This is a genomic window from Kribbella sp. CA-245084, assembly GCF_050942355.1.
GTDB lineage: Bacteria > Actinomycetota > Actinomycetes > Propionibacteriales > Kribbellaceae > Kribbella.
Genome location: NZ_CP192053.1, coordinates 8,181,238 through 8,203,890, shown reverse-complemented (window position 1 = coordinate 8,203,890; position 22,653 = coordinate 8,181,238). Strand labels below are relative to the sequence as shown.

Sequence of the window (22,653 nt, the reverse complement as noted above, 5' to 3'; positions counted from 1 at the left end):
GTGACCAAGCTGATCTCGCACAAGATCCTCGGCGTCGCCTTCATCGGCGTGCTGTGCTTCCTGCTCTGGCTGACCTACGCGTTCTACGCGAAGGTCTTCACCAAGACCGTGGACATCGAGCTGAAGACCAGCCACATCGGCCTGCAGCTCAACAACCATGCGGACGTGAAGCTGCGCGGGATCATCGTCGGCGAGGTCCGCGGGGTCTCCACCGACGGCGACGAGGCGACCGTCAAGCTGTCGCTGAAACCCGACCAGGTCGACGAGATCTCCAGCGCGGTCAGCGCGCGGATCCTGCCGAAGACGCTGTTCGGCGAGAAGTACGTCGCACTCGTCCCGCCGAACGGCCCCGAAGGCCAGCACATCAAGGCCGGCGACGTGATCAGCCGGGACAAGACCGCGGTCGGCATCGAGATCGAGAAGGTGCTGAACGACGCGCTGCCGCTGCTGCAGGCCGTCGACCCGGCCGACCTGAACGCCACGCTGAACACGCTGGCGACCGCACTCGAGGGCCGCGGCACCGAGATCGCCGGCACGCTGACCCAGCTCGACGGCTACCTGAAGAAGCTGAACCCGAGCATCCCCAAGCTGATGGACGCCCTGGTCAAGCTCACCCAGACCGCCGATCTGTACGGCGACGTGACGCCCGACCTGGTCCGTGCCCTGCGCAACCTGACCATCACCGGCAACACCGTGGTGGAGAAGGAACAGCAACTGCAGCAGTTCTTCGGCAACGTGCAGAACCTGTCGACGACGGGCAACGCGTTCCTCAAGGAGAACGAGGACCGCGTGATCCGGCTCGGCCAGGTCACCCGCCCGGTGCTCGACTTGCTCGAGAAGTACTCGCCCGAGGTGCCGTGTTTCCTGCAGGTGATGGCCGACACCGCCCCGATCCTGAACGACACGTTCCGCGACGGCCGGCTGAACATCAACCTCGAGCTGATCACCAACCAGCCGACGCCGTACGAGCCGAACGAGCTCCCGGCCTACAAGGACCACCGCGGCCCGACCTGCGTCGGCAAGAACTACAGCCAACCCGGGTCGAAGCCTGGCCCGTACACGCAGGAGAACCCGGCGCCCTACATCACCGGTGACGACGGCGTGATCGGTGACCACGGCAAGAACCAGCGCTTCCCGCTCGACCTGCAGCTGAACCGGGCGATGCCCGGGTTCGCGATGGACACCCAGGGCGTCGGCACGCCCGCCGAGCAGAAGGTCGTCGACTCGGTCGTCGGCCCCGAGATGGGCGTCGCGCCGGAGGACGTACCGGACCTGACCACACTGCTGGTCGGACCGCTGCTCCGCGGAGGCCAGGTGAACCTAGGATGAGCTTCTTCGACAAGAAGACGACGTTCGACACCGTCCGGCTCGGGATCTTCGTGGTGATCACCACGATCGCGACCGCGTTGCTCGCGGTGACGATCGGCAACATCACCTTCAACTCGACGACGAAGTACCGCGCCGTGTTCACCGACGCGGTCGGGCTGAACCAGGGCGACGACATCCGGATCGCGGGTGTGAAGGTCGGTCAGGTCGACAAGATCCAGCTGTACCAGGACACGCTGGCGATGGTGACGTTCAGCGTCGACTCCGACCAGGTCGTCGACACCTCGACGCACGCCACGCTGCGGTACCGGAACCTGGTCGGCAACCGGTACATCGCGCTGACCGACGGCGTCGGCGGCGGGGACCGGCTGAAGAAGAACGGGATCATCCCGAAGGAGCACACGACTCCCGCGCTGGATCTGTCGGTGCTGTTCAACGGCTTCAAGCCGCTGTTCACCGCGCTGACGCCGGCCGACGTGAACCAGTTCGCGTTCGAGGTGATCAAGGTGCTGCAGGGCGAGGGCGGCACGATCGAGTCGCTGCTGGCCAAGACCGCGTCGCTGACCACCACGCTGGCCGACGCGGACCAGGTGATCGGCGACCTGATCACGAACCTGACCTCGACATTGCAGATCGTCTCGCAGCGCCAGCAGAACTTCTCCCAGCTGCTGGTCAACCTGCAGCAGTTCATCACCGGCCTGAGTCAGGACGTCACCCCGATCCTGAACTCGCTCGGCTCGATCAACTCGCTGAACACCAAGACCGCCGGCCTGCTGCAGCAGACCCGGGTGCCGATCAAGGCCGACCTGGACAAGCTCCGGATCACCGCCTCGACGCTCGACGACACCCAGGCGATCTGGGTGAAGACCCTGCAGTTCATGCCGCAGAAGCTGAACTCGATGACCCGCACCGCGTCGTACGGCTCCTGGTTCAACTTCTACCTGTGCAACTTCGACGGCAACGTCACGCTGCCGACGGGGACCCGCGTTCCGGTCGCGTACGACCTCAACTCGGCGAGGTGTAAGAAGTGAAGCCGTTCCGCGAGCAGAACCAGGTGACGATCGGCGTGATCGGCCTGACCGTCATCGGCCTGATCATGCTGGCCGCGTTCAAGGCGCAGGACCTGCCGCTGATCGGCGGCGGGACGAAGTACTCCGCGCAGTTCTCCGAGGCCGGCGGCCTGAAGCCGAACGACGAGATCCGGGTGGCCGGCGTCCGCGTCGGCAAGGTCCGCAAGGTCGAGCTGGAGGGCACCCACGTCCGGGTCGACTTCGTCGTCGACAAGGGCGTGAAGCTCGGCGACCAGACCGGCGCCGAGATGAAGATCAAGACCTTGCTCGGGCAGAAGTACCTGAAGCTCGACCCGGCCGGCCAGGGGAAGCTCAAGCCCGGTTCGGAGATCCCGCTGGCGCGGACGGTTGCGGCGTACGACGTCGTGGACGCGTTCACCGATCTTGCCAACACGACCGAGCGGATCAACACCGCCCAGCTGGCCAAGGCGCTGGACACCTTGTCGGCGACCTTCAAGAACACGCCCGAAGAGGTGCAGGCCTCGCTGACCGGGCTGTCCCGGCTGTCCCGCAACGTGGCCGCCCGCGACGAGCAGCTCAAGTTGTTGCTCCAGCACTCGAACGTGGTCACCAAGGTCCTTGCCGACCGCAACCAACAGCTGATCAAGCTGATGAAGGACGGCAACACCGTCTTCCAGGCCGTGCAGGCGCGGCGGGCGCTGATCCACCAGTTGCTGGTGTCGACGCAGCAGCTGTCCTCGCAGATCACCGCGCTGGTCCGGGAGAACCGCAAGGATCTCGCCCCGACACTGCAGAAGGTCAACGCGGTCCTCGCCGTCCTGCTGCAGAACCAGACCTCCCTGGACGCGAGTATCAAGGGTCTGGCGCCGTTCGTCCGGGTCTTCACCAACACACTCGGCACCGGGCCGTGGTTCGACACCTACCTGCAGAACCTGGCGCCGGTCCCGGAGATCCCGCTTCCGAAGGTCCCGATTCCCGGCCTGCCGGCGATCCTGGGAGGTGGCGGCTGATGAAGGTCAACGCCCTGTCCCGGCTGATCGCGATCGGTGTGGTCGTGGTGATCCTCGCGGTCAGCGCCGTGACGCTGTGGCCGAAGCCCGACCGAGTGACCGCGACGGCGTACTTCCCGCGCGCGGTCTCGGTGTACCCCGGGTCCGACGTCCGGATCCTCGGCATCAAGGTCGGCGAGGTGGAGAGCATCACCCCGGCCGGGCGGACCGTCCGGGTGAAGTTCTGGTGGGACGCCAAGCACAAGGTGCCGGCGACCGCGAAGGCCGTCATCGCTTCGCCGTCGATCGTCGCCGACCGGTATATCCAGCTCACCCCGGCGTACTCCAAGGGTGATGTGATGGCCGACGGCGCACAGATCCCGATCGAGCGCACCGCCGTACCGCTGGAGCTCGACCAGATCTACCAGAGCCTGAACGACCTGTCCGTGGCGCTCGGGCCGAAGGGCGCGAACGACCAGGGTGCGCTGGCGCGGCTGCTGGACGTCTCGGCGAAGAACCTGAACGGCCAGGGCGCGAAGCTGAACCAGACCATCACCGACGTCTCGAAGCTGACCAGCACGCTGTCGGGCAACTCCTCGGCGCTGTTCAACACGATCCGGCAACTGCAGACGTTCGTGTCCGCGCTGGCGGCGAACGACCAGCTGGTCCGGCAGTTCAACTCGAACTTCGCGGCGGTCTCGACCACTCTGGCCGGCGAACGTCAGGACCTCGGCTCCGCGTTGTCGCTGCTGGCGACTGCGCTCGGCGAGGTCGCGACGTTCGTCAAGGACAACCGCGGTCTGGTGAAGACCACGGTCAGCAGTGCCACTCAGCTGTCGCAGATCCTGGTCAAGGAGAAGGCCGCGATCGCCGAGGTGCTCGACACGGCGCCGCTCGGCCTCGGCAACCTGGCCCGGATCTACAACCCGCAGTTCGGCACGCTGGACCAGCGCATCAACCCGGCTCAGCTCGACGATCCGGCGACGTTCATCTGCTCGCTGCTGCTGCAGGCGAACCAGTCGATGTCGACCTGTTCGGCGCTGAAGCCGGTCCTCGACGCCCTGGCCAAGCTGCCGCTGATCACCCAGCTGACCGGCGCCAACGCGCCCGTCAGCGGTGGCCCGGCCGGTACGCCGTGGGCCCCGACGCCGAAGGCTCCGTTGAATAGCCCTGACCCCGTGGATCCGACGCTCGGGGGGCTGGTCAAGTGAAGCGCCGTACGTCGATCGTTGCCGGAGTGCTCGCGCTTGCGACCCTGCTGACCGGGTGCGACTTCAGCGTGTACTCGCTGCCGTTGCCGGGCGGCGCGAAGATCAAGGGCCCGTCGTACACGGTCACCGTCGAGTTCGCCGACGTCCTGGACCTGGTGCCGAAGTCGACGGTGAAGGTGGACGACGTCACCGTCGGCACGGTCGAGAAGGTCTGGCTGGACGGGTACATCGCTAAGGTGCGGATCAAGCTGCCGAAGAGCCTCGCGCTGCCGGACAACACGCACGCCACGATCCGCCAGACCAGCCTGCTCGGCGAGAAGTTCGTGTCGCTGTCGCGGCCGACCGGCTCCGAGCAGCCGCGCGGCGAGCTCGAGAACGGCGAGCTGATCCCGTTGTCGCGGACGACCAGCAACGTCGAGGTCGAGGAAGTCCTGTCGGCGCTCTCGCTCCTGCTGAACGGCGGCGGTGTCGCGCAGCTGCAGATCATCACCCAGGAGCTGAACAAGGCGCTGACCGGCAACGAGCCGGCCATCCGGGACGTGCTGACCCAGCTGAACACCTTCGTCGGCACCCTGGACCAGAACAAGGCTCGGATCGTCACCGCGATCACCTCGGTGGACGCGCTGGCCAAGAAGCTCAACGCCCAGAAGGCGACGCTGGCGACCGCGATCGACTCGCTGCCGAAGTCGATCGCGACCCTGGACAAGCAGCGGGCCGCGCTGGTCAAGACCCTGCAGGCGCTGGCGACGCTGGGCAACACCGCGACCCGGGTGATCACCTCGGCGCAGAAGGACCTGGTGGCCAACCTGCAGTCGCTGTACCCGATCCTGACCAAGCTGGCCGAGGCCGGGGCGAACCTGCCGAAGTCGCTGGAGCTGCTGTTCACCTATCCTTTCCCGGACCAGGCCGCCAACGCCGCGAAGGGCGACTTCACCAACCTCGGGATCACCCTCGACGTGAACACCCAGAAGGCACTCAAGGGCCTGCTCGGTCTGAACCTGCCGACAGTCGGCCCGACAGCGCTGCCGACCGGCCGGATCAGCCTCCCGGTGCACCTGCCGACCAGTCCGGGCAAGAGCGGCGGCGGCATCCTGCCGACGCTCCCGGTCCCGACCGGTACGGCGACCACCTGCATCACCGTTCTCGGGCTGCCGGTCTGTACGCCGCAGTTGAAGCGGTCCGGGTTCGATCCTGACCTTGCCCGCGCGCTGATGCCGGGGGCGGTCAAATGATCACCAAAGCGGTCCGGATCCAGCTGATGGTGTTCCTGCTGATCACCGTCGTCGGCGTCGCGTTCGTCGGCGCGAAGTACGCCCAGGTCGACAAGCTGGTCGTCGACACCGACTACACCGTGAGCGCCAGCTTCGCCGAGTCCGGCGGTATCTTCTCCGGCGCCGAGGTGACGTACCGCGGCCAGCCGGTCGGCCGGGTCGGCCAGCTCAAGCTGCTGTCCGACGGCGTCGACGTGAACCTCGTGATCGAGAAGAAGTTCAAGATCCCGAACGACCTGATGGCAGTGGTCGCGAACCGGTCGGCGATCGGCGAGCAGTACGTCGACCTGCAGCCGCGCCGCGACGGATCGCCGTACCTGCAGAACAACTCGAAGATCGCGCGCCAGGACACCGCCGTACCGATCGACACCACCGAGCTGCTGCTGAACCTCGACCAGCTGGTGAACTCGGTCGACAAGAACAGCCTGAAGACGACCGTCCGCGAGCTCGGCGAGGCCCTGAAGGGCAAGGGCACCGATCTGCAGAAGATCATCGACAGCTCCGGCCAGCTGATCGACACCGCGGACGCCAACGTGCTGCAGACGATCAAGCTGATCAACGACGGCGACACCGTGCTCGCCACCCAGGTGGCCAGCGGCGACGCGATCAAGACCTGGGCGAAGAACCTCGCGCTGCTGTCCGACACCCTGGTCAGCTCGGATGCGAACCTGCGCAAGGTGATCGACCAGGGCTCGCTCGCCTCCACCCAGATCACCGGCCTGATCCAGGACAACCGCGCGGACATCGCGGTGCTGCTGGGTAACCTGCTGACGGTGAGCGAACTGACCGCGGTCCGGCTGGATGCCGTCGAGCAACTGTTCGTCGTCTACCCGGCGGTGGCGATGGGCGGGTACGTCGTACCGGCCAAGGACCCGGGCACCGGGCACTACGACGCGCACTTCGGGCTGGTCGTCGGCCTGACCCCGCCGGCCTGCCGGCCCGGGTACGGCGGCACCGCCAAGCGGGTCCCGCAGGCAACGACGAACACCCCGGCCAACACCAAGGCCGGCTGTACGGCGAGCCCGTCGAGCGGGATCAACGTCCGCGGCTCGCAGAACAAGCCGAGCCCGTCGTCGCGCGACCTGAACCGGACCGGCTACGGCGTCGGGTACGACCCGGTGACCGGCGAGGCCGGCGGTTCGGACGGAATGCCGGCGCTGACGCTCGGCTCGACCGGCGGACAGGAGGAGCTGCTCGGCAGCGACTCCTGGAAGGCCCTGATCCTCGGACCGGTGACGAGCAAGTGATCGCACGGAACAGCCGGATGATTCTGGCGTGGGCGCTCAGCGTGCTGCTCCTGGTGGCGCTCGCCGGGCTGACGCTGTCGGTGGTCGGCCTGAGCAAGCAGCGGGCCGCCGACTCGCAGCGCGACGGCGCGATGAAGGCGGCGCGGCAGCTGGCGCTGGACTTCACGACGTACGACTACCAGACCTGGGACGCGGACTCGAAGCGGGTGCTGGACGACTCGACTGGGCAGTTCAAACAGGAGTTCCAGTCCGGGATCGATGCCGTGAAGACCGACGTGGTGACCAACAAGGCGACCTCCAAGGGAGACGTGAAGGAGGCTGCCGTGGTCTCGAACGACAAGGACTCCGCCCAGGTGCTGGTGATCGTGAACGCAGTGGTGACGAACACGGCCTCGACCGACGGGGTCGAGCGCCGGTACCGGATAAAGCTGGACCTGGTCCGGGAGAAGAACCACTGGCTGACCGCCGACCTCCAGGTGGTGGGCTGATGGCAGACCGCCGCAATCGCCCCCGCATCGCCGGCCAGCGCCGCACCTCCGGGGCGACGCCCACGCTGGACGAGGCCCCGGTCGTCGAAGAAGTCGAAGAAAAGGTGTCCGATACCCCTCCGGAGGATGTGACACCAGCCACACCCGAGCCCCCGAAGGCCGAACCCAAGCCCGCTGTCGTCACAAAGCGTGACCGTCGGCAGAGCGACGTACTGCTGGCAGCCCTCGGTCTGGTCGTCGTCATCACGCTGGTCGTGGCGGCTGTGCTCGGGGTCAAGGCGTGGCACGGGAAGCAGGCCGAGGACGCCCGCGACCAGGCCGCCGCCGCAGGCCGGAAGGCGGCCGAGACCGCACTCAGCTATGACTACCGTGACCTGGACAAAAGCTTCGCCGCGGCCCGCGCGACGATGACTCCGGACTTCGCCCAGAAGTTCGACGCGACCGCCAAGGTGGCCGGCGAGCTGGCGACCAAGACCAAGGCGACGGTGAAGGCCGACGTCCGCGAGGTCGGGGTCCGCGACGGCGACGCCGACCGGGTCACGCTGATCATCTTCGTCAACCAGACCACCACGAGCACGATCACGAAGGGTAGTCCCCGGGTGGATCTGAACCGGACCCGCTTCACAATGGTCCGAAACGGCGATCGATGGCTGGTCCAGGAGATCGCCGGACTGTAACCTCTAGGTGACTCCGCACCAAGAGGACGCCGGGTGGCTCGTGGGTGATCTACCTGCTGGAGATCCCGGGTCGGTCCTTGACGGAGTGGGTGGTCCAACGGCAGACTATTGGACCCCATTGGACAGGCTTGCCTGGATCATGTAGCCTATTGCTTTGCGCTGCCTTTTCTTCGCCTCGGCTTCGGGTCTCGACTTGACTGGGGCGGCTTGGCGTGCGCTCCCAGCACCGATGTGATTTTGCGAGCCCGTGGAAGGACGCCCCTTGGTCGCCTCGCGCAACCCCCAGTCCGACAGCATTTCCAACGTCACCGGCCCCCGCCGCATCTCCTTCGCAAAGATCTCCGAGCCGCTCCAGGTTCCGGATCTGCTTGCGCTTCAGGTGGACAGTTTCGACTGGCTGGTCGGTAACGAAACGTGGCAGGCCCGTGTGGCCGCCGCCGAGGCCGAGGGGCGGTCGGACCTGTCCGGCCCCAGCGGCCTGGAAGAGATTTTCGAGGAGATCTCCCCGATCGAGGACTTCAGCGGCACCATGTCGCTGTCGTTCCGCGACCACCGCTTCGAGCCTCCGAAGAACACGGTGGACGAATGCAAGGAGCGCGATGTCACGTACTCCGCGCCGCTGTTCGTCACCGCCGAGTTCATGAACAACGAAACCGGTGAGATCAAGAGCCAGACCGTCTTCATGGGCGACTTCCCGCTGATGACGCGCAAGGGCACTTTCGTCATCAACGGCACCGAGCGGGTCGTCGTGTCCCAGCTCGTCCGCTCGCCCGGTGTGTACTTCGAGCGCACGCCGGACAAGACGTCCGACAAGGACATCTTCACCGCCAAGATCATCCCGTCGCGCGGCGCGTGGCTGGAGTTCGAGGTGGACAAGCGCGACATGGTCGGCGTCCGCCTCGACCGCAAGCGCAAGCAGAACGTCACCGTCCTGCTCAAGGCGCTCGGCTGGACCGACGCGCAGATCCTGGAAGAGTTCGGCGAGTACGAGTCGATCCGGCTGACCCTGGAGAAGGACCACACCTCCGGTCAGGACGACGCGCTGCTGGACATCTACCGCAAGCTGCGTCCGGGTGAGCCGCCGACCCGCGAGGCCGCGCAGGCGCTGCTGGAGAACTACTACTTCAACGGCAAGCGCTACGACCTGGCCAAGGTCGGTCGCTACAAGATCAACAAGAAGCTCGGCCGTGACGAGGCGCACGACATGGCGGTGCTGACCGTCGACGACATCGTCGCCACGATCAAGTACCTGGTCGCGCTGCACGAAGGCAAGACCGAGCTGCCGGCCCCGAAGGGCGAGATCGTCGTCGAGGAAGACGACATCGACCACTTCGGCAACCGCCGTCTGCGCACGGTCGGCGAGCTGATCCAGAACCAGCTCCGCACCGGCCTGGCCCGGATGGAGCGGGTGGTCCGCGAGCGGATGACGACCCAGGACGTCGAGGCGATCACGCCGCAGACCCTGATCAACATCCGTCCGGTGGTGGCGGCGCTGAAGGAGTTCTTCGGCACCTCCCAGCTCTCGCAGTTCATGGACCAGACGAACCCGGTCGCGGGTCTGACCCACAAGCGCCGGCTGAACGCGCTCGGCCCGGGTGGTCTGAGCCGTGAGCGGGCCGGCTTCGAGGTCCGCGACGTGCACCCGTCCCACTACGGCCGGATGTGCCCGATCGAGACCCCGGAAGGCCCGAACATCGGCCTGATCGGCTCGCTCGCGTCGTACGGCCGGGTGAACGCGTTCGGCTTCGTCGAGACGCCGTACCGCAAGGTCGTCGAGGGCCAGGTCACCGACCAGGTCGACTACCTGACCGCCGACGAGGAGGACCGGTTCGTCATCGCGCAGGCCAACGCCGCGCTGAACGACGAGAACCGGTTCGCCGAGGAGCGCGTGCTGGTCCGTCGCCGCCACGGTGAGGTCGAGCTCGTGCCGGTCGACGACGTGGACTACATGGACGTCTCGCCGCGCCAGATGGTGTCGGTCGCGACGGCCCTGATCCCGTTCCTCGAGCACGACGACGCCAACCGCGCGCTGATGGGTTCGAACATGCAGCGCCAGGCGGTGCCGCTGATCACCTCGGACGCGCCGCTGGTCGGCACCGGCATGGAGTTCCGCGGTGCGGTCGACGCGGGCGACGTGGTCGTGTCCGACAAGGCGGGTGTGGTCAAGGAGGTCTCGGCCGACCTGATCGAGATCGCCGCCGACGACGGCACGTACCAGACCTACCGGATGGCGAAGTTCCGCCGCTCGAACCAGGGCACCTGCATCAACCAGCGCCCGCTGGTCGACGCCGGTCAGCGGGTCGAGATCGGTACGCCGCTGGCCGACGGTCCGTGCACCGACGAGGGCGAGATGGCCCTCGGCCGGAACATGCTCGTCGCGTTCATGACGTGGGAGGGCTACAACTACGAGGACGCGATCATCCTCAGCCAGCGCGTCGTACAGCAGGACCTGCTGACCTCGATCCACATCGAGGAGCACGAGGTCGACGCTCGCGACACCAAGCTGGGTCCGGAGGAGATCACCCGGGACATCCCGAACGTCTCCGACGAGATGCTGTCCGACCTGGACGAGCGCGGCATCATCCGGATCGGCGCCGAGGTCACCACCGGTGACATCCTGGTCGGCAAGGTCACCCCGAAGGGCGAGACCGAGCTGACCCCGGAGGAGCGGCTGCTCCGTGCGATCTTCGGTGAGAAGGCGCGCGAGGTCCGCGACACGTCGCTGAAGGTGCCGCACGGCGAGGAGGGCACCGTCATCGGTGTCCGGGTCTTCGACCGCGACAACGGCGACGAGCTGCCGCCGGGCGTCAACCAGCTGGTCCGCGTGTACGTGGCCCAGAAGCGGAAGATCTCGGTCGGCGACAAGCTGGCCGGCCGGCACGGCAACAAGGGCGTCATCTCCAAGATCCTTCCGGTCGAGGACATGCCGTTCCTCGAGGACGGCACCCACGTCGACGTGATCCTCAACCCGCTGGGCGTGCCCGGCCGGATGAACGTCGGCCAGGTGCTGGAGACCCACCTCGGCTGGATCGCTTCCCGCGGCTGGGAGGTCGACCCGGAGAACGAGGAGGAGTGGGCGCAGCGGCTGATCAAGATCGGCGCCGGCGCGGCCGAGCCGATGACGAACGTCGCCACCCCGGTCTTCGACGGCGCGACCGAGGACGAGGTCACCGGCCTGCTGTCCTCCACGCTGCCGAACCGCGACGGTGTCCGGATGGTCAACGGGCAGGGCAAGGCACGCCTGTTCGACGGCCGTTCGGGTGAGCCGTTCCCGGAACCGGTCGGTGTCGGCTACATGTACATCCTGAAGCTGCACCACCTGGTCGACGACAAGATCCACGCGCGGTCGACCGGTCCGTACTCGATGATCACCCAGCAGCCGCTGGGCGGTAAGGCCCAGTTCGGTGGCCAGCGGTTCGGCGAGATGGAGGTGTGGGCCCTCGAGGCCTACGGTGCCGCCTTCGCGCTGCAGGAACTGCTGACGATCAAGTCCGACGATGTCGTCGGCCGGGTCAAGGTGTACGAAGCGATCGTCAAGGGCGAGAACATTCCGGAGCCGGGTATCCCGGAGTCGTTCAAGGTTCTGGTCAAGGAAATGCAGTCCCTCTGCCTCAATGTCGAGGTGCTCTCGTCCGACGGAAGCCGGGTCGAGATGCGCGACAGCGAGGAGGACGTCTTCCGGGCGGCAGAGGAACTGGGCATCGACCTGTCCCGGCGCGAGCCGAACAGTGTCGAGGAGGTCTGAGCGGGTTGCCGCTTGACATCAACAACCAACTCACTCAGACCACTTTTAGCAACGGGAGATAACACATCGTGCTCGACGTGAACTTCTTCGACGAGCTTCGGATCGGCCTGGCGACCGCGGATGAGATCCGCCAGTGGTCGCACGGCGAGGTCAAGAAGCCGGAGACGATCAATTACCGGACGCTCAAGCCCGAGCGTGACGGTCTCTTCTGCGAGAAGATCTTCGGTCCCACCCGGGACTGGGAGTGCTACTGCGGCAAGTACAAGCGCGTTCGCTTCAAGGGCATCATCTGCGAGCGGTGTGGCGTCGAGGTCACCCGCTCCAAGGTGCGCCGCGAGCGGATGGGCCACATCGAGCTGGCCGCGCCGGTCACCCACATCTGGTACTTCAAGGGTGTCCCGTCGCGGCTCGGCTACCTGCTCGACCTCGCCCCGAAGGACCTGGAGAAGGTCATCTACTTCGCGGCGTACATGATCACCGACGTCGACGACGAGGCCAGGCATCGCGACCTGTCCTCGCTCGAGGGCCGGGTGGACGTGGAGCGCAAGCAGCTCGAGAACCGTCGTGACAACGACATCGAGCAGCGGATGAAGAAGCTCGAGGAGGACCTGGCGCAGCTCGAGGCCGAGGGCGCCAAGGCCGACGTACGCCGCAAGGTGAAGGAAGGCGCCGAGCGTGAGGTCAAGCAGCTGCGCGACCGTGCGCAGCGCGAGATCGACCGCCTCGACGAGGTCTGGACCCGGTTCAAGAACCTCAAGGTCCAGGACCTGGAGGGCGACGAGATCCTCTACCGCGCCATGAAGGAGCGGTTCGGCAAGTACTTCGAGGGCGCCATGGGTGCCGCCGCGATCCAGCGCCGGCTGGAGACCTTCGACCTGAAGGCCGAGGCGGACAACCTGCGCGAGACGATCAAGACCGGTAAGGGCCAGCGCAAGACGCGTGCCCTGAAGCGGCTCAAGGTCGTCACCGCGTTCCTGGCCACCAACAACAGCCCGATGGGCATGGTGCTCGACTGCGTCCCGGTGATCCCGCCGGACCTGCGGCCGATGGTTCAGCTCGACGGCGGCCGGTTCGCCACCTCGGACCTGAACGACCTGTACCGCCGGGTGATCAACCGGAACAACCGGCTCAAGCGGCTGCTCGACCTGGGCGCGCCGGAGATCATCGTCAACAACGAGAAGCGGATGCTGCAGGAGGCCGTCGACGCGCTGTTCGACAACGGCCGCCGCGGTCGTCCGGTCACCGGCCCGGGCAACCGGCCGCTGAAGTCGCTGTCCGACATGCTCAAGGGCAAGCAGGGTCGTTTCCGTCAGAACCTGCTGGGCAAGCGCGTCGACTACTCGGGCCGCTCGGTCATCGTGGTCGGCCCGCAGCTGAAGCTGCACCAGTGCGGTCTGCCGAAGGCGATGGCGCTGGAGCTGTTCAAGCCGTTCGTGATGAAGCGGCTGGTCGACCTCAACCACGCGCAGAACATCAAGTCCGCCAAGCGGATGGTCGAGCGTCAGCGCGCCCAGGTCTGGGACGTGCTGGAAGAGGTCATCACCGAGCACCCGGTTCTGCTCAACCGTGCACCAACCCTGCACCGGCTGGGTATCCAGGCGTTCGAGCCGCAGCTGATCGAGGGCAAGGCGATCCAGATCCACCCGCTCGTCTGCTCCGCGTTCAACGCGGACTTCGACGGCGACCAGATGGCGGTGCACCTGCCGCTGTCGGCCGAGGCGCAGGCCGAGGCCCGGATCCTGATGCTGTCGACCAACAACATCCTGAAGCCGGCCGACGGCCGTCCGGTCACGATGCCGACGCAGGACATGATCATCGGCATCTACTTCCTGACGATGCTGAAGGACGGCGCCAAGGGCGAGGGCCGGGCGTTCAGCTCGGTGGCCGAGGCGATCATGGCCTTCGACCGCCACGAGCTGGCACTGCAGGCCAAGATCTCGCTGCGGCTGAGCGGTTCCGCGGCACCGGCCGACGCGGTCGAGCTGGCCGACGGCGGCTTCGCGCTGGAGACCACGCTGGGCCGGGCGCTGTTCAACGAGGCGCTGCCGGCGGACTACCCGTTCGTCGACACCGAGGTGGGCAAGAAGCAGCTCGGCGGGATCGTCAACGACCTGGCGGAGCGGTACACCAAGGTCGAGGTCGCACACGCCCTCGACGCGCTGAAGGACCTCGGTTACTACTGGTCCACCCGTTCCGGGGTGACCGTGTCGATCGACGACTTCAGCACGCCGCCGTCCAAGCCGGAGATCATGGCTCGGTACGAGGCCCAGGCCGAGAAGGTCCAGAAGCAGTTCGAGCGGGGTCTGATCACCTCGTCCGAGCGGCGGCAGGAGCTGATCGAGATCTGGACCGGCGCCAACGCCGAGGTCGGTAAGGCGATGGAGGAGAACTTCGCCAAGGACAACCCGATCTGGATGATGGTGCACTCCGGTGCCCGAGGCAACATGATGCAGATCCGGCAGATCTCCGGTATGCGTGGTCTGGTGGCCAACCCGAAGGGCGAGATCATCGCCCGGCCGATCAAGTCCAACTTCCGCGAGGGCCTGTCGGTGGTCGAGTACTTCATCGCCACCCACGGTGCGCGGAAGGGTCTGGCCGACACCGCGCTGCGGACCGCCGACTCGGGTTACCTGACCCGTCGTCTGGTGGACGTCTCGCAGGACGTGATCATCCGCGAGGAGGACTGCGGCACCGAGCGGGGCCTGCCGAAGCAGATCGGCGAGAAGGACCCGAGCGGCAAGGTCGTCCACGCCGAGAACGTGGAGACCAGCGCGTACGCGCGGACCCTGGCCACCGACGCCCTGGACGCCGACGGCAACGTCGTGCTCGCCGGCGGCGCCGACCTGGGCGACGTGTCGATCGCGAAGCTGGTCGCGGCCGGGATCGAAGAGGTCAAGGTCCGGTCGGTGCTCACCTGTGACGCCAAGACCGGTACCTGCGCGAAGTGCTACGGCCGTTCGCTGGCGACCGGCAAGCCGGTCGACATCGGCGAGGCGGTCGGCATCATCGCGGCCCAGTCCATCGGTGAGCCGGGTACGCAGCTGACGATGCGTACCTTCCACACCGGTGGTGTCGCGGGTGATGACATCACCCACGGTCTGCCGCGTGTGGTCGAGCTCTTCGAGGCCCGCCAGCCCAAGGGCAAGGCGCCGATCGGCGAAGCGGCCGGCCGGATCGCGATCGAGGACACCGACAAGACCCGGAAGCTGGTGCTCACCCCGGACGACGGTTCCGAGGAGGTCGCCTACCCGGTGTCGAAGCGGGCCCGGCTGCTGATCGAGGACGGTCAGCACGTCGAGGTCGGTCAGCAGCTGACGCAGGGTACGCCGGACCCGCAGGAGGTTCTGCGGATCCTGGGTGTCCGCAAGGCGCAGGAGCACCTGGTGGACGAGGTCCAGGAGGTGTACCGGTCGCAGGGTGTGGCCATCCACGACAAGCACATCGAGATCATCGTCCGGCAGATGCTGCGCCGGGTCACGGTGATCGAGTCCGGCGACGCGAACCTGCTCCCGGGTGAGCTCGCGGACCGGATCATGTTCGAGGCGGAGAACCGTCGCGTCGTGGCCGAGGGCGGTACGCCGGCCTCGGGTCGTCCGGTGCTGATGGGTATCACCAAGGCCTCGCTGGCCACCGAGTCGTGGCTGTCGGCCGCCTCCTTCCAGGAGACGACCCGCGTCCTCACCGAGGCCGCGATCCACGGCAAGTCCGACTCGCTGGTCGGTCTGAAGGAGAACGTCATCATCGGCAAGCTGATCCCGGCCGGTACGGGCATGGACCGTTACCGCAACATCCGGGTGGAGCCCACCGAGGAGGCGAAGGCCGCGATGTACTCGATGGTCGGCTACGAGTCGTACGACTACGACTTCGGCCCGTCCTCGGGCCAGTCGGTCCCGCTCGACGACTTCGACCTCGGTTCCTACCAGAACTGATTCGCAGTCAAACCGCCGAGGGCGGCACCCCACTTCGGGGTGCCGCCCTCGCGGCATTCAAAAGCTTGTATGACCGGCGCTGGAAAAGACACTCGGGGTGGCGGCTGAAAGTGTCCCGGGGATAGGCCAAGATTGGTGCATGACGGATCTCCCGGCCTATCTGAGGCCTTTCGTCCTGGGAGTCTTGGACGATCCAGGTGTGCGCGTTGACAGCCTGGGGGAGATCGACTTCTACCGCCCGTCCGGCACTGCCCGGACGGGAGCGATTCTGTTCGTGCACGGGGGTCCCGGACCTGCCGGTCTCGAGGTCATGCCTCGGGCGTGGCCGGTCTACAAGGGCTATGCGACCGCAGCCGCCAGGCGAGGCCTGGTTGCGGCGGTCGTCGACCACAGCCTGATCCACGGTCTCGACCGACTGGTCGCGGCCGCGGACGAGGTGGAGGCCGCGGTCGGCGTACTGCGTTCGGATCCGCGGGTGGACCCTGATCGGGTCGGCCTGTGGTTCTTCTCCGGCGCCGGCCTGCTGGCCGGGGAGTGGCTGGACAGCCGCCCCGACTGGTTGCGGTTCGTCGCCCTGACCTACCCCCTGCTCGCCACCCCGCCCGGTGTCGACGATTTGGTAACCGCCGCCGAAGTGATCGGCAAACACAAGGACGTGCCGGTTTTGCTGACCAGAGCTGGACTCGAGCGTGAGGAGCTCGCCGGTCCGGTCGCGGAGTTCGTTTCCGCGGGAGGCGCCGCGCTGGACATCATCGACGTACCGAAAGGGCACCACGGGTTCGACATGCTCGACCACACCGAAGAATCACGCGCCGCCGTCACCAAGGCTCTCGACTGGGCTATTGCCCACCTCGGCGAGGAGCCCGGTGACGACGGCAAGCTCCTCGTCCCACCCCCGGCCACCAAGAAGACGACCTCGACCCGGCGGACGACGTCAGCCGCCAGACCGGCCACAGCGGTCAAGGAGGCACCTGCCGGCCCCGCTACCCGGCAGACACCCGCCCCGGCCCCCAAAGCCACTCCAGCCCCTGCTACAGCCCCTCCTGCGGCTTCAGTCCAGGCCCCGCTGGCCGATCTGGGTATGGCGACGGTCGCGGCCGTCACCGCCGATACCCCGGCAGCCCGGGTGATCAGCCGCGAGCACGCCGCGTTCGACGCGCACGACCTCGAGGCCTTCCTGGCCATGTACTCGCCGACGGCGCGGATCCTGCTCGCCGACGGCACCGAGCTGAAGGGCCGCCGGTTCCTGCGCGAGCACTACCGCCCGCGCTTCGACGCCGGCCAGTGCAAGACCGAAATCGTCCAGCGACTGATGCTGGGGGAGTGGGTCGTCGAGCACGTCGTGTCGTACGACGACGGCGGGCCGACCCCGCAACTCGGCCTGTACCGCGTCATCGACGGCCTGATCACCGACGTCGAGTTCCGCGCCTGACCGCTGTTGGCAGGGCCCCTGGAAGCGTTTGCCAAAGGCCAAACCGGGGGCCCTGTACACTGGAAAAGCGGAAGCTCCTCGACCGTGGTTGATTACTCATTTTGACCGTGCTTGAGGCACCCGCTAGTCTTAACGATCGTGCCCGGGGTCTTCCTTGGGCCGTCATGCGTGCCCCTCGTCCAACGGGTCGGGCCGCGTGGCACGGGACTTCTTGCCGACAGTCTTGAGATTAAGGCCTCGGTGTGCCCGTGCGCACGCGACACACCCGACCGCGGGGGTCAGGTAAGAGCTACAAACCCAGCCGGACGACAGAAAGAGACCCACGCGGTGCCCACCATTAACCAGCTGGTCCGCAAGGGCCGCCAGGACAAGGTGTCCAAGAACAAGACGCCGGCCCTGAAGGGTTCCCCTCAGCGTCGTGGTGTGTGCACGCGCGTCTACACGACCACGCCGAAGAAGCCGAACTCGGCGCTTCGTAAGGTTGCGCGTGTCCGCCTGACCAGCGGTATCGAGGTCACCGCCTACATTCCCGGCGTCGGCCACAACCTGCAGGAGCACTCGATCGTGCTCGTCCGCGGCGGCCGCGTGAAGGACCTCCCCGGTGTCCGGTACAAGATCATCCGCGGTTCGCTCGACACCCAGGGTGTGAAGAACCGGAAGCAGGCTCGCAGCCTCTACGGCGCGAAGAAGGAGAAGAGCTAATGCCGCGCAAGGGCCCCGCCCCGAAGCGCCCGGTCATCATCGACCCGGTCTACAGTTCGCCGCTCGTCACCCAGTTGATCTCGAAGATCCTGGTCGACGGCAAGAAGCAGATCGCGCAGAGCATCGTCTACAACGCGCTCGAGGGCACTCGCACCAAGACCGGCACCGACCCGGTGATCACGCTGAAGCGTGCGCTGGACAACGTGAAGCCGAGCATCGAGGTGAAGAGCCGCCGCGTCGGTGGTGCCACCTACCAGGTGCCGATCGAGGTCAAGCCCGGTCGCTCCACGACGCTGGCGCTGCGCTGGCTGACGTCGTACTCCCGCGCCCGTCGCGAGAAGACCATGTCCGAGCGCCTGATGAACGAGATCCTGGACGCGTCCAACGGTCTCGGTGCGTCGGTGAAGCGTCGCGAGGACACGCACAAGATGGCCGAAGCCAACAAGGCTTTCGCCCACTACCGCTGGTGATCCGGGGTCCGATCCGGACCCCAGCGCTCACCCTTTGACAGCAGTACAGAATCGAGAGGTAGACCACCGAGGTGGCCGTACAAATCACCACCGACCTGGCCAAGGTTCGCAACATCGGGATCATGGCCCACATCGACGCCGGCAAGACGACGACGACCGAGCGGATCCTCTTCTACACCGGTATCACTTACAAGATCGGTGAGGTCCACGACGGCGCCGCCACGATGGACTGGATGGAGCAGGAGCAGGAGCGCGGCATCACGATCACGTCCGCCGCGACGACCTGCACCTGGAAAGACCACACCATCAACATCATCGACACCCCGGGCCACGTCGACTTCACCGTCGAGGTGGAGCGCTCGCTGCGCGTCCTCGACGGCGCTGTCGCCGTGTTCGACGGTGTCGCCGGCGTCGAGCCGCAGTCCGAGACCGTGTGGCGCCAGGCCGACCGGTACGGCGTGCCCCGGATCTGCTTCGTCAACAAGCTGGACCGGACCGGCGCGGAGTTCATGCGCTGTGTCGACATGATCGTCGACCGGCTGGCCGCGGTGCCGCTGGTGCTGCAGCTGCCGATCGGTTCCGAGGCCGACTTCATCGGCGTCGTGGACCTGGTCGGGATGCGCGCGCTGACGTGGCGCGGCGAGACCACGATGGGTGAGGACTACACCGTCGAGGAGATCCCGGCCAGCCACACCGAGATCGCCGCCGAGTGGCGCGACAAGCTGATCGAGACGCTGGCCGAGGCCGACGACGAGATCATGGAGATGTACCTGGAGGGTGACGAGCCCACCCAGGAGCAGGTTGTCGCGGGTATCCGGCGGGCGACCATCGCCAGCAAGCTGACCCCGGTGCTGACCGGCACGGCGTTCAAGAACAAGGGCGTCCAGCCGCTGCTCGACGCGATCAACGCCTACCTGCCGAGCCCGCTCGACGTCCCGGCCATCGAGGGCCACGACGTCAAGGACGCGGAGCAGGTCGTACTGCGCAAGCCGGCCGACGACGAGCCGTTCTCGGCGCTGGCGTTCAAGATCGCGGCCGACCCGCACCTGGGCAAGCTGACCTTCATCCGGGTCTACTCGGGCAAGCTCGAGACCGGTACGCAGGTGCTGAACCCGACGAAGGGCCGCAAGGAGCGGATCGGCAAGATCTACCGCATGCACGCGAACAAGCGTGAGGAGATCGCGTCGATCGGCGCCGGCCACATCGTCGCCGTGATGGGCCTGAAGGACACCACCACCGGTGAGACCCTGTCCGACCCGGCCAAGCCGGTCGTGCTGGAGTCGATGCAGTTCCCGGCCCCGGTCATCTCGGTCGCCATCGAGCCCAAGTCGAAGGCCGACCAGGAGAAGCTGGGCGTCGCGATCCAGCGGCTCGCCGAGGAGGACCCGACCTTCCAGGTCCGGACCGACGAGGACACCGGCCAGACGATCATCGCCGGTATGGGCGAGCTGCACCTCGAGGTGCTGGTCGACCGGATGAAGCGCGAGTTCCGCGTCGAGGCGAACGTCGGCAAGCCGCAGGTGGCCTACCGCGAGACGATCAAGAAGAAGGTCGAGAAGGTCGACTACACGCACAAGAAGCAGACCGGCGGTTCCGGTCAGTTCGCGCGTGTGATCATCAACATCGAGCCGACCTCGGTCGAGGCCGGCGGCGAAGGCGGCTACGAGTTCGTCAACTCCGTCACCGGTGGCCGGATCCCGCGGGAGTACATCCCGTCGGTGGACGAGGGCGCGCAGGAAGCGATGGAGTTCGGCGTACTGGCCGGCTACCCGATGGTGGACGTCAAGGTCACGCTGACCGACGGCGCCTACCACGATGTCGACTCCTCCGAGCTCGCCTTCAAGATCGCCGGTTCGATGGCGTTCAAGGACGCGGCCCGGCGGGCGACCCCGGTCATCCTCGAGCCGATGTTCGCGGTCGAGGTGATCACCCCCGAGGACTACATGGGCGAAGTGATCGGCGACCTCAACTCACGCCGTGGCCAGATCCAGTCGATGGACGAAGGCCCCGGTGGCAGCCGGGCCGTGAAGGCTCTGGTGCCGTTGTCCGAGATGTTCGGGTATGTCGGTGACCTGCGGTCCAAGACCCAGGGCCGCGCGTCCTACTCGATGCAGTTCGATTCCTACGCCGAGGTTCCGAAGAACGTGGCGGAAGAGATCATCAAGAAGGCCCGGGGCGAGTAATCTCTCGCTCCTGACCACCACACCCACAGCGCGTCGGCGTACGGCGTAGTCAACATTTATCCAGGAGGGCCCCAGTGGCGAAGGCGAAGTTCGAGCGGACCAAGCCGCACGTCAACATCGGTACCATCGGTCACATCGACCACGGTAAGACCACGCTTACCGCGGCGATCACCAAGGTGCTGCACGACAAGTACCCGAACCTCAACGAGGCGTCGGCCTTCGATCAGATCGACAAGGCGCCCGAAGAGCGTCAGCGCGGTATCACCATCTCCATCGCGCACGTCGAGTACCAGACCGAGGCCCGGCACTACGCGCACGTCGACTGCCCGGGTCACGCGGACTACATCAAGAACATGATCACCGGTGCGGCCCAGATGGACGGTGCGATCCTGGTCGTCGCCGCCACCGACGGCCCGATGCCGCAGACGCGTGAGCACGTGCTGCTCGCCCGTCAGGTCGGCGTGCCGGCGATGGTCGTCGCGCTGAACAAGTGCGACATGGTCGACGACGAGGAGATCCTGGAGCTCGTCGAGCTCGAGGTTCGCGAGCTGCTCTCGGAGCAGGAGTTCGACGGCGACAACGCGCCGATCGTGCGGGTTGCCGCACACCCGGCGCTGCAGGGCGACGCCAAGTGGGGCGAGTCGATCATCGAGCTGATGGACGCGGTCGACTCCTACATCCCGCAGCCGGAGCGCGAGGTCGACAAGCCGTTCCTGATGCCGGTCGAGGACGTCTTCACCATCACCGGTCGCGGCACGGTCATCACCGGCCGGATCGAGCGCGGTGTGGTCAAGATCAACGAGACCGTCGACATCGTCGGCATCCGTCCGGAGAAGCAGACCACCACGGTCACCGGTATCGAGATGTTCCGCAAGCTGCTCGACGAGGGCCAGGCCGGTGAGAACGTCGGTCTGCTGCTTCGCGGCACGAAGCGCGAGGACGTCGAGCGCGGCATGGTTGTCATCAAGCCGGGCACCACGACCCCGCACACCAACTTCGACGCTTCGGTCTACATCCTGTCGAAGGAGGAGGGCGGCCGGCACACGCCGTTCTTCCAGAACTACCGTCCGCAGTTCTACTTCCGCACCACGGACGTCACCGGCGTCGTCACGCTGCCCGAGGGCACCGAGATGGTCATGCCGGGCGACAACACCGACATGTCGGTCGAGCTGATCCAGCCGATCGCCATGGAAGAGGGTCTGAAGTTCGCGATCCGTGAAGGTGGCCGCACCGTCGGCGCCGGCCGGGTCACCAAGATCCTCAAGTGATCCCACGAGGTCCGCGAGGGCTCGCAGTCTGAGCCCCGCGGACCTCTGCTTTGCGCCTGATCCGGCGCTCAGGTGGTACCGGATCAGGCGCGGAGCCAACCGATTGGCGTTTCGGCGCTGATCTCTGGCACAATATTCAGGTTGCTCAGGCGAGGCCGCCGGGGCGCGCCCCAGATCATTCCGATCTGGCTGGTGCGCCGGACCGGAGACCATGCCGAGGTTCCGGTCCGAGACCGGGCCCCGATCACCATCCCAGGTCGAAGAAGCGGTGGGTCACGCGCGTGCCGCGTACGCGACACACCCGACCGCGGGGGTCGGAGCAACGCACCGAAAGACGATAGAGAAGGACGAAGCGAAGCGATGGCGGGACAAAAGATCCGCATCCGGCTGAAGGCCTACGACCACGAGGTCATCGACAGCTCGGCACGCAAGATTGTCGACACGGTGACGCGTACTGGTGCGAAGGTTGCTGGCCCGGTGCCGTTGCCGACGGAAAAGAACGTGTTCTGCGTCATCCGCTCGCCGCACAAGTACAAGGACAGCCGCGAGCACTTCGAGATGCGCACCCACAAGCGGCTCATCGACATCATCGACCCCACGCCGAAGACCGTCGACTCGCTGATGCGTCTCGACCTGCCGGCCGGCGTCGACATCGAGATCAAGCTCTGAGGGACGCGAACAGCC

At 66.6% G+C, this 22,653-nt stretch carries 16 protein-coding genes; all 16 read left to right on the top strand.

Annotated features, from left to right (window positions below):
* The 16 genes from ACQPYH_RS39275 to rpsJ all read left to right on the top strand — a co-directional run bounded on the left by ACQPYH_RS39275 (position 1) and on the right by rpsJ (position 22,638).
* Positions 1-1,329 (top strand): MCE family protein, encoded by a 1,329-nt coding sequence (locus tag ACQPYH_RS39275; protein ID WP_432882329.1) that lies wholly within the window; start codon positions 1-3, stop codon positions 1,327-1,329.
* Positions 1,326-2,357, top strand: coding sequence for an MCE family protein (locus ACQPYH_RS39270; RefSeq protein WP_432882326.1), 1,032 nt, complete (start codon positions 1,326-1,328; stop codon positions 2,355-2,357). The genes ACQPYH_RS39275 and ACQPYH_RS39270 overlap by 4 nt, the downstream gene beginning before the upstream one ends.
* Positions 2,354-3,367 (top strand): MCE family protein, encoded by a 1,014-nt coding sequence (locus ACQPYH_RS39265; RefSeq protein ID WP_432882323.1) that lies wholly within the window; start codon positions 2,354-2,356, stop codon positions 3,365-3,367. The genes ACQPYH_RS39270 and ACQPYH_RS39265 overlap by 4 nt, the downstream gene beginning before the upstream one ends.
* On the top strand, positions 3,367-4,557 hold the full coding sequence (locus ACQPYH_RS39260) for an MCE family protein (protein ID WP_432882320.1): 1,191 nt from the start codon (positions 3,367-3,369) through the stop codon (positions 4,555-4,557). Before ACQPYH_RS39265 ends, ACQPYH_RS39260 begins: the two co-directional genes overlap by 1 nt.
* Positions 4,554-5,789, top strand: a complete 1,236-nt coding sequence (locus ACQPYH_RS39255) for an MCE family protein (RefSeq protein ID WP_432882317.1) — start codon at positions 4,554-4,556, stop codon at positions 5,787-5,789. Before ACQPYH_RS39260 ends, ACQPYH_RS39255 begins: the two co-directional genes overlap by 4 nt.
* Entirely contained in the window at positions 5,786-7,075 is a 1,290-nt protein-coding gene (locus tag ACQPYH_RS39250) for an MCE family protein (protein WP_432882315.1), read from the top strand. Before ACQPYH_RS39255 ends, ACQPYH_RS39250 begins: the two co-directional genes overlap by 4 nt.
* Before the next feature lie 17 nt (positions 7,076-7,092).
* The gene (locus tag ACQPYH_RS39245; protein WP_130441520.1) at positions 7,093-7,563 is read left to right on the top strand and encodes a hypothetical protein; all 471 of its coding nucleotides are present in this window, start codon (positions 7,093-7,095) and stop codon (positions 7,561-7,563) included.
* The gene (locus ACQPYH_RS39240) at positions 7,563-8,240 is read left to right on the top strand and encodes a hypothetical protein (protein ID WP_432882312.1); all 678 of its coding nucleotides are present in this window, start codon (positions 7,563-7,565) and stop codon (positions 8,238-8,240) included. Before ACQPYH_RS39245 ends, ACQPYH_RS39240 begins: the two co-directional genes overlap by 1 nt.
* 262 nt (positions 8,241-8,502) lie before the next feature.
* Positions 8,503-11,985, top strand: coding sequence for a DNA-directed RNA polymerase subunit beta (gene rpoB / locus ACQPYH_RS39235; RefSeq protein ID WP_432894589.1), 3,483 nt, complete (start codon positions 8,503-8,505; stop codon positions 11,983-11,985).
* A gap of 68 nt (positions 11,986-12,053) precedes the next feature.
* Positions 12,054-15,914, top strand: coding sequence for a DNA-directed RNA polymerase subunit beta' (locus ACQPYH_RS39230; RefSeq protein WP_432882309.1), 3,861 nt, complete (start codon positions 12,054-12,056; stop codon positions 15,912-15,914).
* A gap of 199 nt (positions 15,915-16,113) precedes the next feature.
* Complete coding sequence (locus ACQPYH_RS39225; protein ID WP_432882306.1) at positions 16,114-17,346, top strand: nuclear transport factor 2 family protein; 1,233 nt, start codon at positions 16,114-16,116, stop codon at positions 17,344-17,346.
* 327 nt (positions 17,347-17,673) lie between these two features.
* A complete protein-coding gene (rpsL, locus tag ACQPYH_RS39220; protein WP_130384649.1) occupies positions 17,674-18,048 on the top strand; it encodes a 30S ribosomal protein S12 in 375 nt (124 codons plus the stop codon).
* On the top strand, positions 18,048-18,518 hold the full coding sequence (gene rpsG / locus ACQPYH_RS39215; protein ID WP_130384648.1) for a 30S ribosomal protein S7: 471 nt from the start codon (positions 18,048-18,050) through the stop codon (positions 18,516-18,518). The genes rpsL and rpsG overlap by 1 nt, the downstream gene beginning before the upstream one ends.
* Positions 18,519-18,640: 122 nt before the next feature.
* Complete coding sequence (gene fusA / locus ACQPYH_RS39210) at positions 18,641-20,701, top strand: elongation factor G (protein WP_432894586.1); 2,061 nt, start codon at positions 18,641-18,643, stop codon at positions 20,699-20,701.
* 74 nt (positions 20,702-20,775) lie between these two features.
* Positions 20,776-21,969 (top strand): elongation factor Tu, encoded by a 1,194-nt coding sequence (gene tuf, locus ACQPYH_RS39205; RefSeq protein ID WP_432882301.1) that lies wholly within the window; start codon positions 20,776-20,778, stop codon positions 21,967-21,969.
* A gap of 360 nt (positions 21,970-22,329) precedes the next feature.
* Entirely contained in the window at positions 22,330-22,638 is a 309-nt protein-coding gene (gene rpsJ / locus ACQPYH_RS39200; RefSeq protein ID WP_012923688.1) for a 30S ribosomal protein S10, read from the top strand.
* Positions 22,639-22,653: the final 15 nt, after the last annotated feature.

What these genes read in the sequence shown, in the direction of transcription:
- rpsJ (WP_012923688.1), top strand. Translation starts at nt 22,330, where the DNA reads ATGGCGGGACAAAAGATCCGCATCCGGCTGAAGGCCTACGACCACGAG.
- ACQPYH_RS39245 (WP_130441520.1), top strand. Translation starts at nt 7,093, where the DNA reads ATGATTCTGGCGTGGGCGCTCAGCGTGCTGCTCCTGGTGGCGCTCGCC.
- rpsG (WP_130384648.1), top strand. Translation starts at nt 18,048, where the DNA reads ATGCCGCGCAAGGGCCCCGCCCCGAAGCGCCCGGTCATCATCGACCCG.
- ACQPYH_RS39260 (WP_432882320.1), top strand. Translation starts at nt 3,367, where the DNA reads ATGAAGGTCAACGCCCTGTCCCGGCTGATCGCGATCGGTGTGGTCGTG.
- ACQPYH_RS39270 (WP_432882326.1), top strand. Translation starts at nt 1,326, where the DNA reads ATGAGCTTCTTCGACAAGAAGACGACGTTCGACACCGTCCGGCTCGGG.
- fusA (WP_432894586.1), top strand. Translation starts at nt 18,641, where the DNA reads ATGGCCCACATCGACGCCGGCAAGACGACGACGACCGAGCGGATCCTC.
- ACQPYH_RS39240 (WP_432882312.1), top strand. Translation starts at nt 7,563, where the DNA reads ATGGCAGACCGCCGCAATCGCCCCCGCATCGCCGGCCAGCGCCGCACC.
- ACQPYH_RS39250 (WP_432882315.1), top strand. Translation starts at nt 5,786, where the DNA reads ATGATCACCAAAGCGGTCCGGATCCAGCTGATGGTGTTCCTGCTGATC.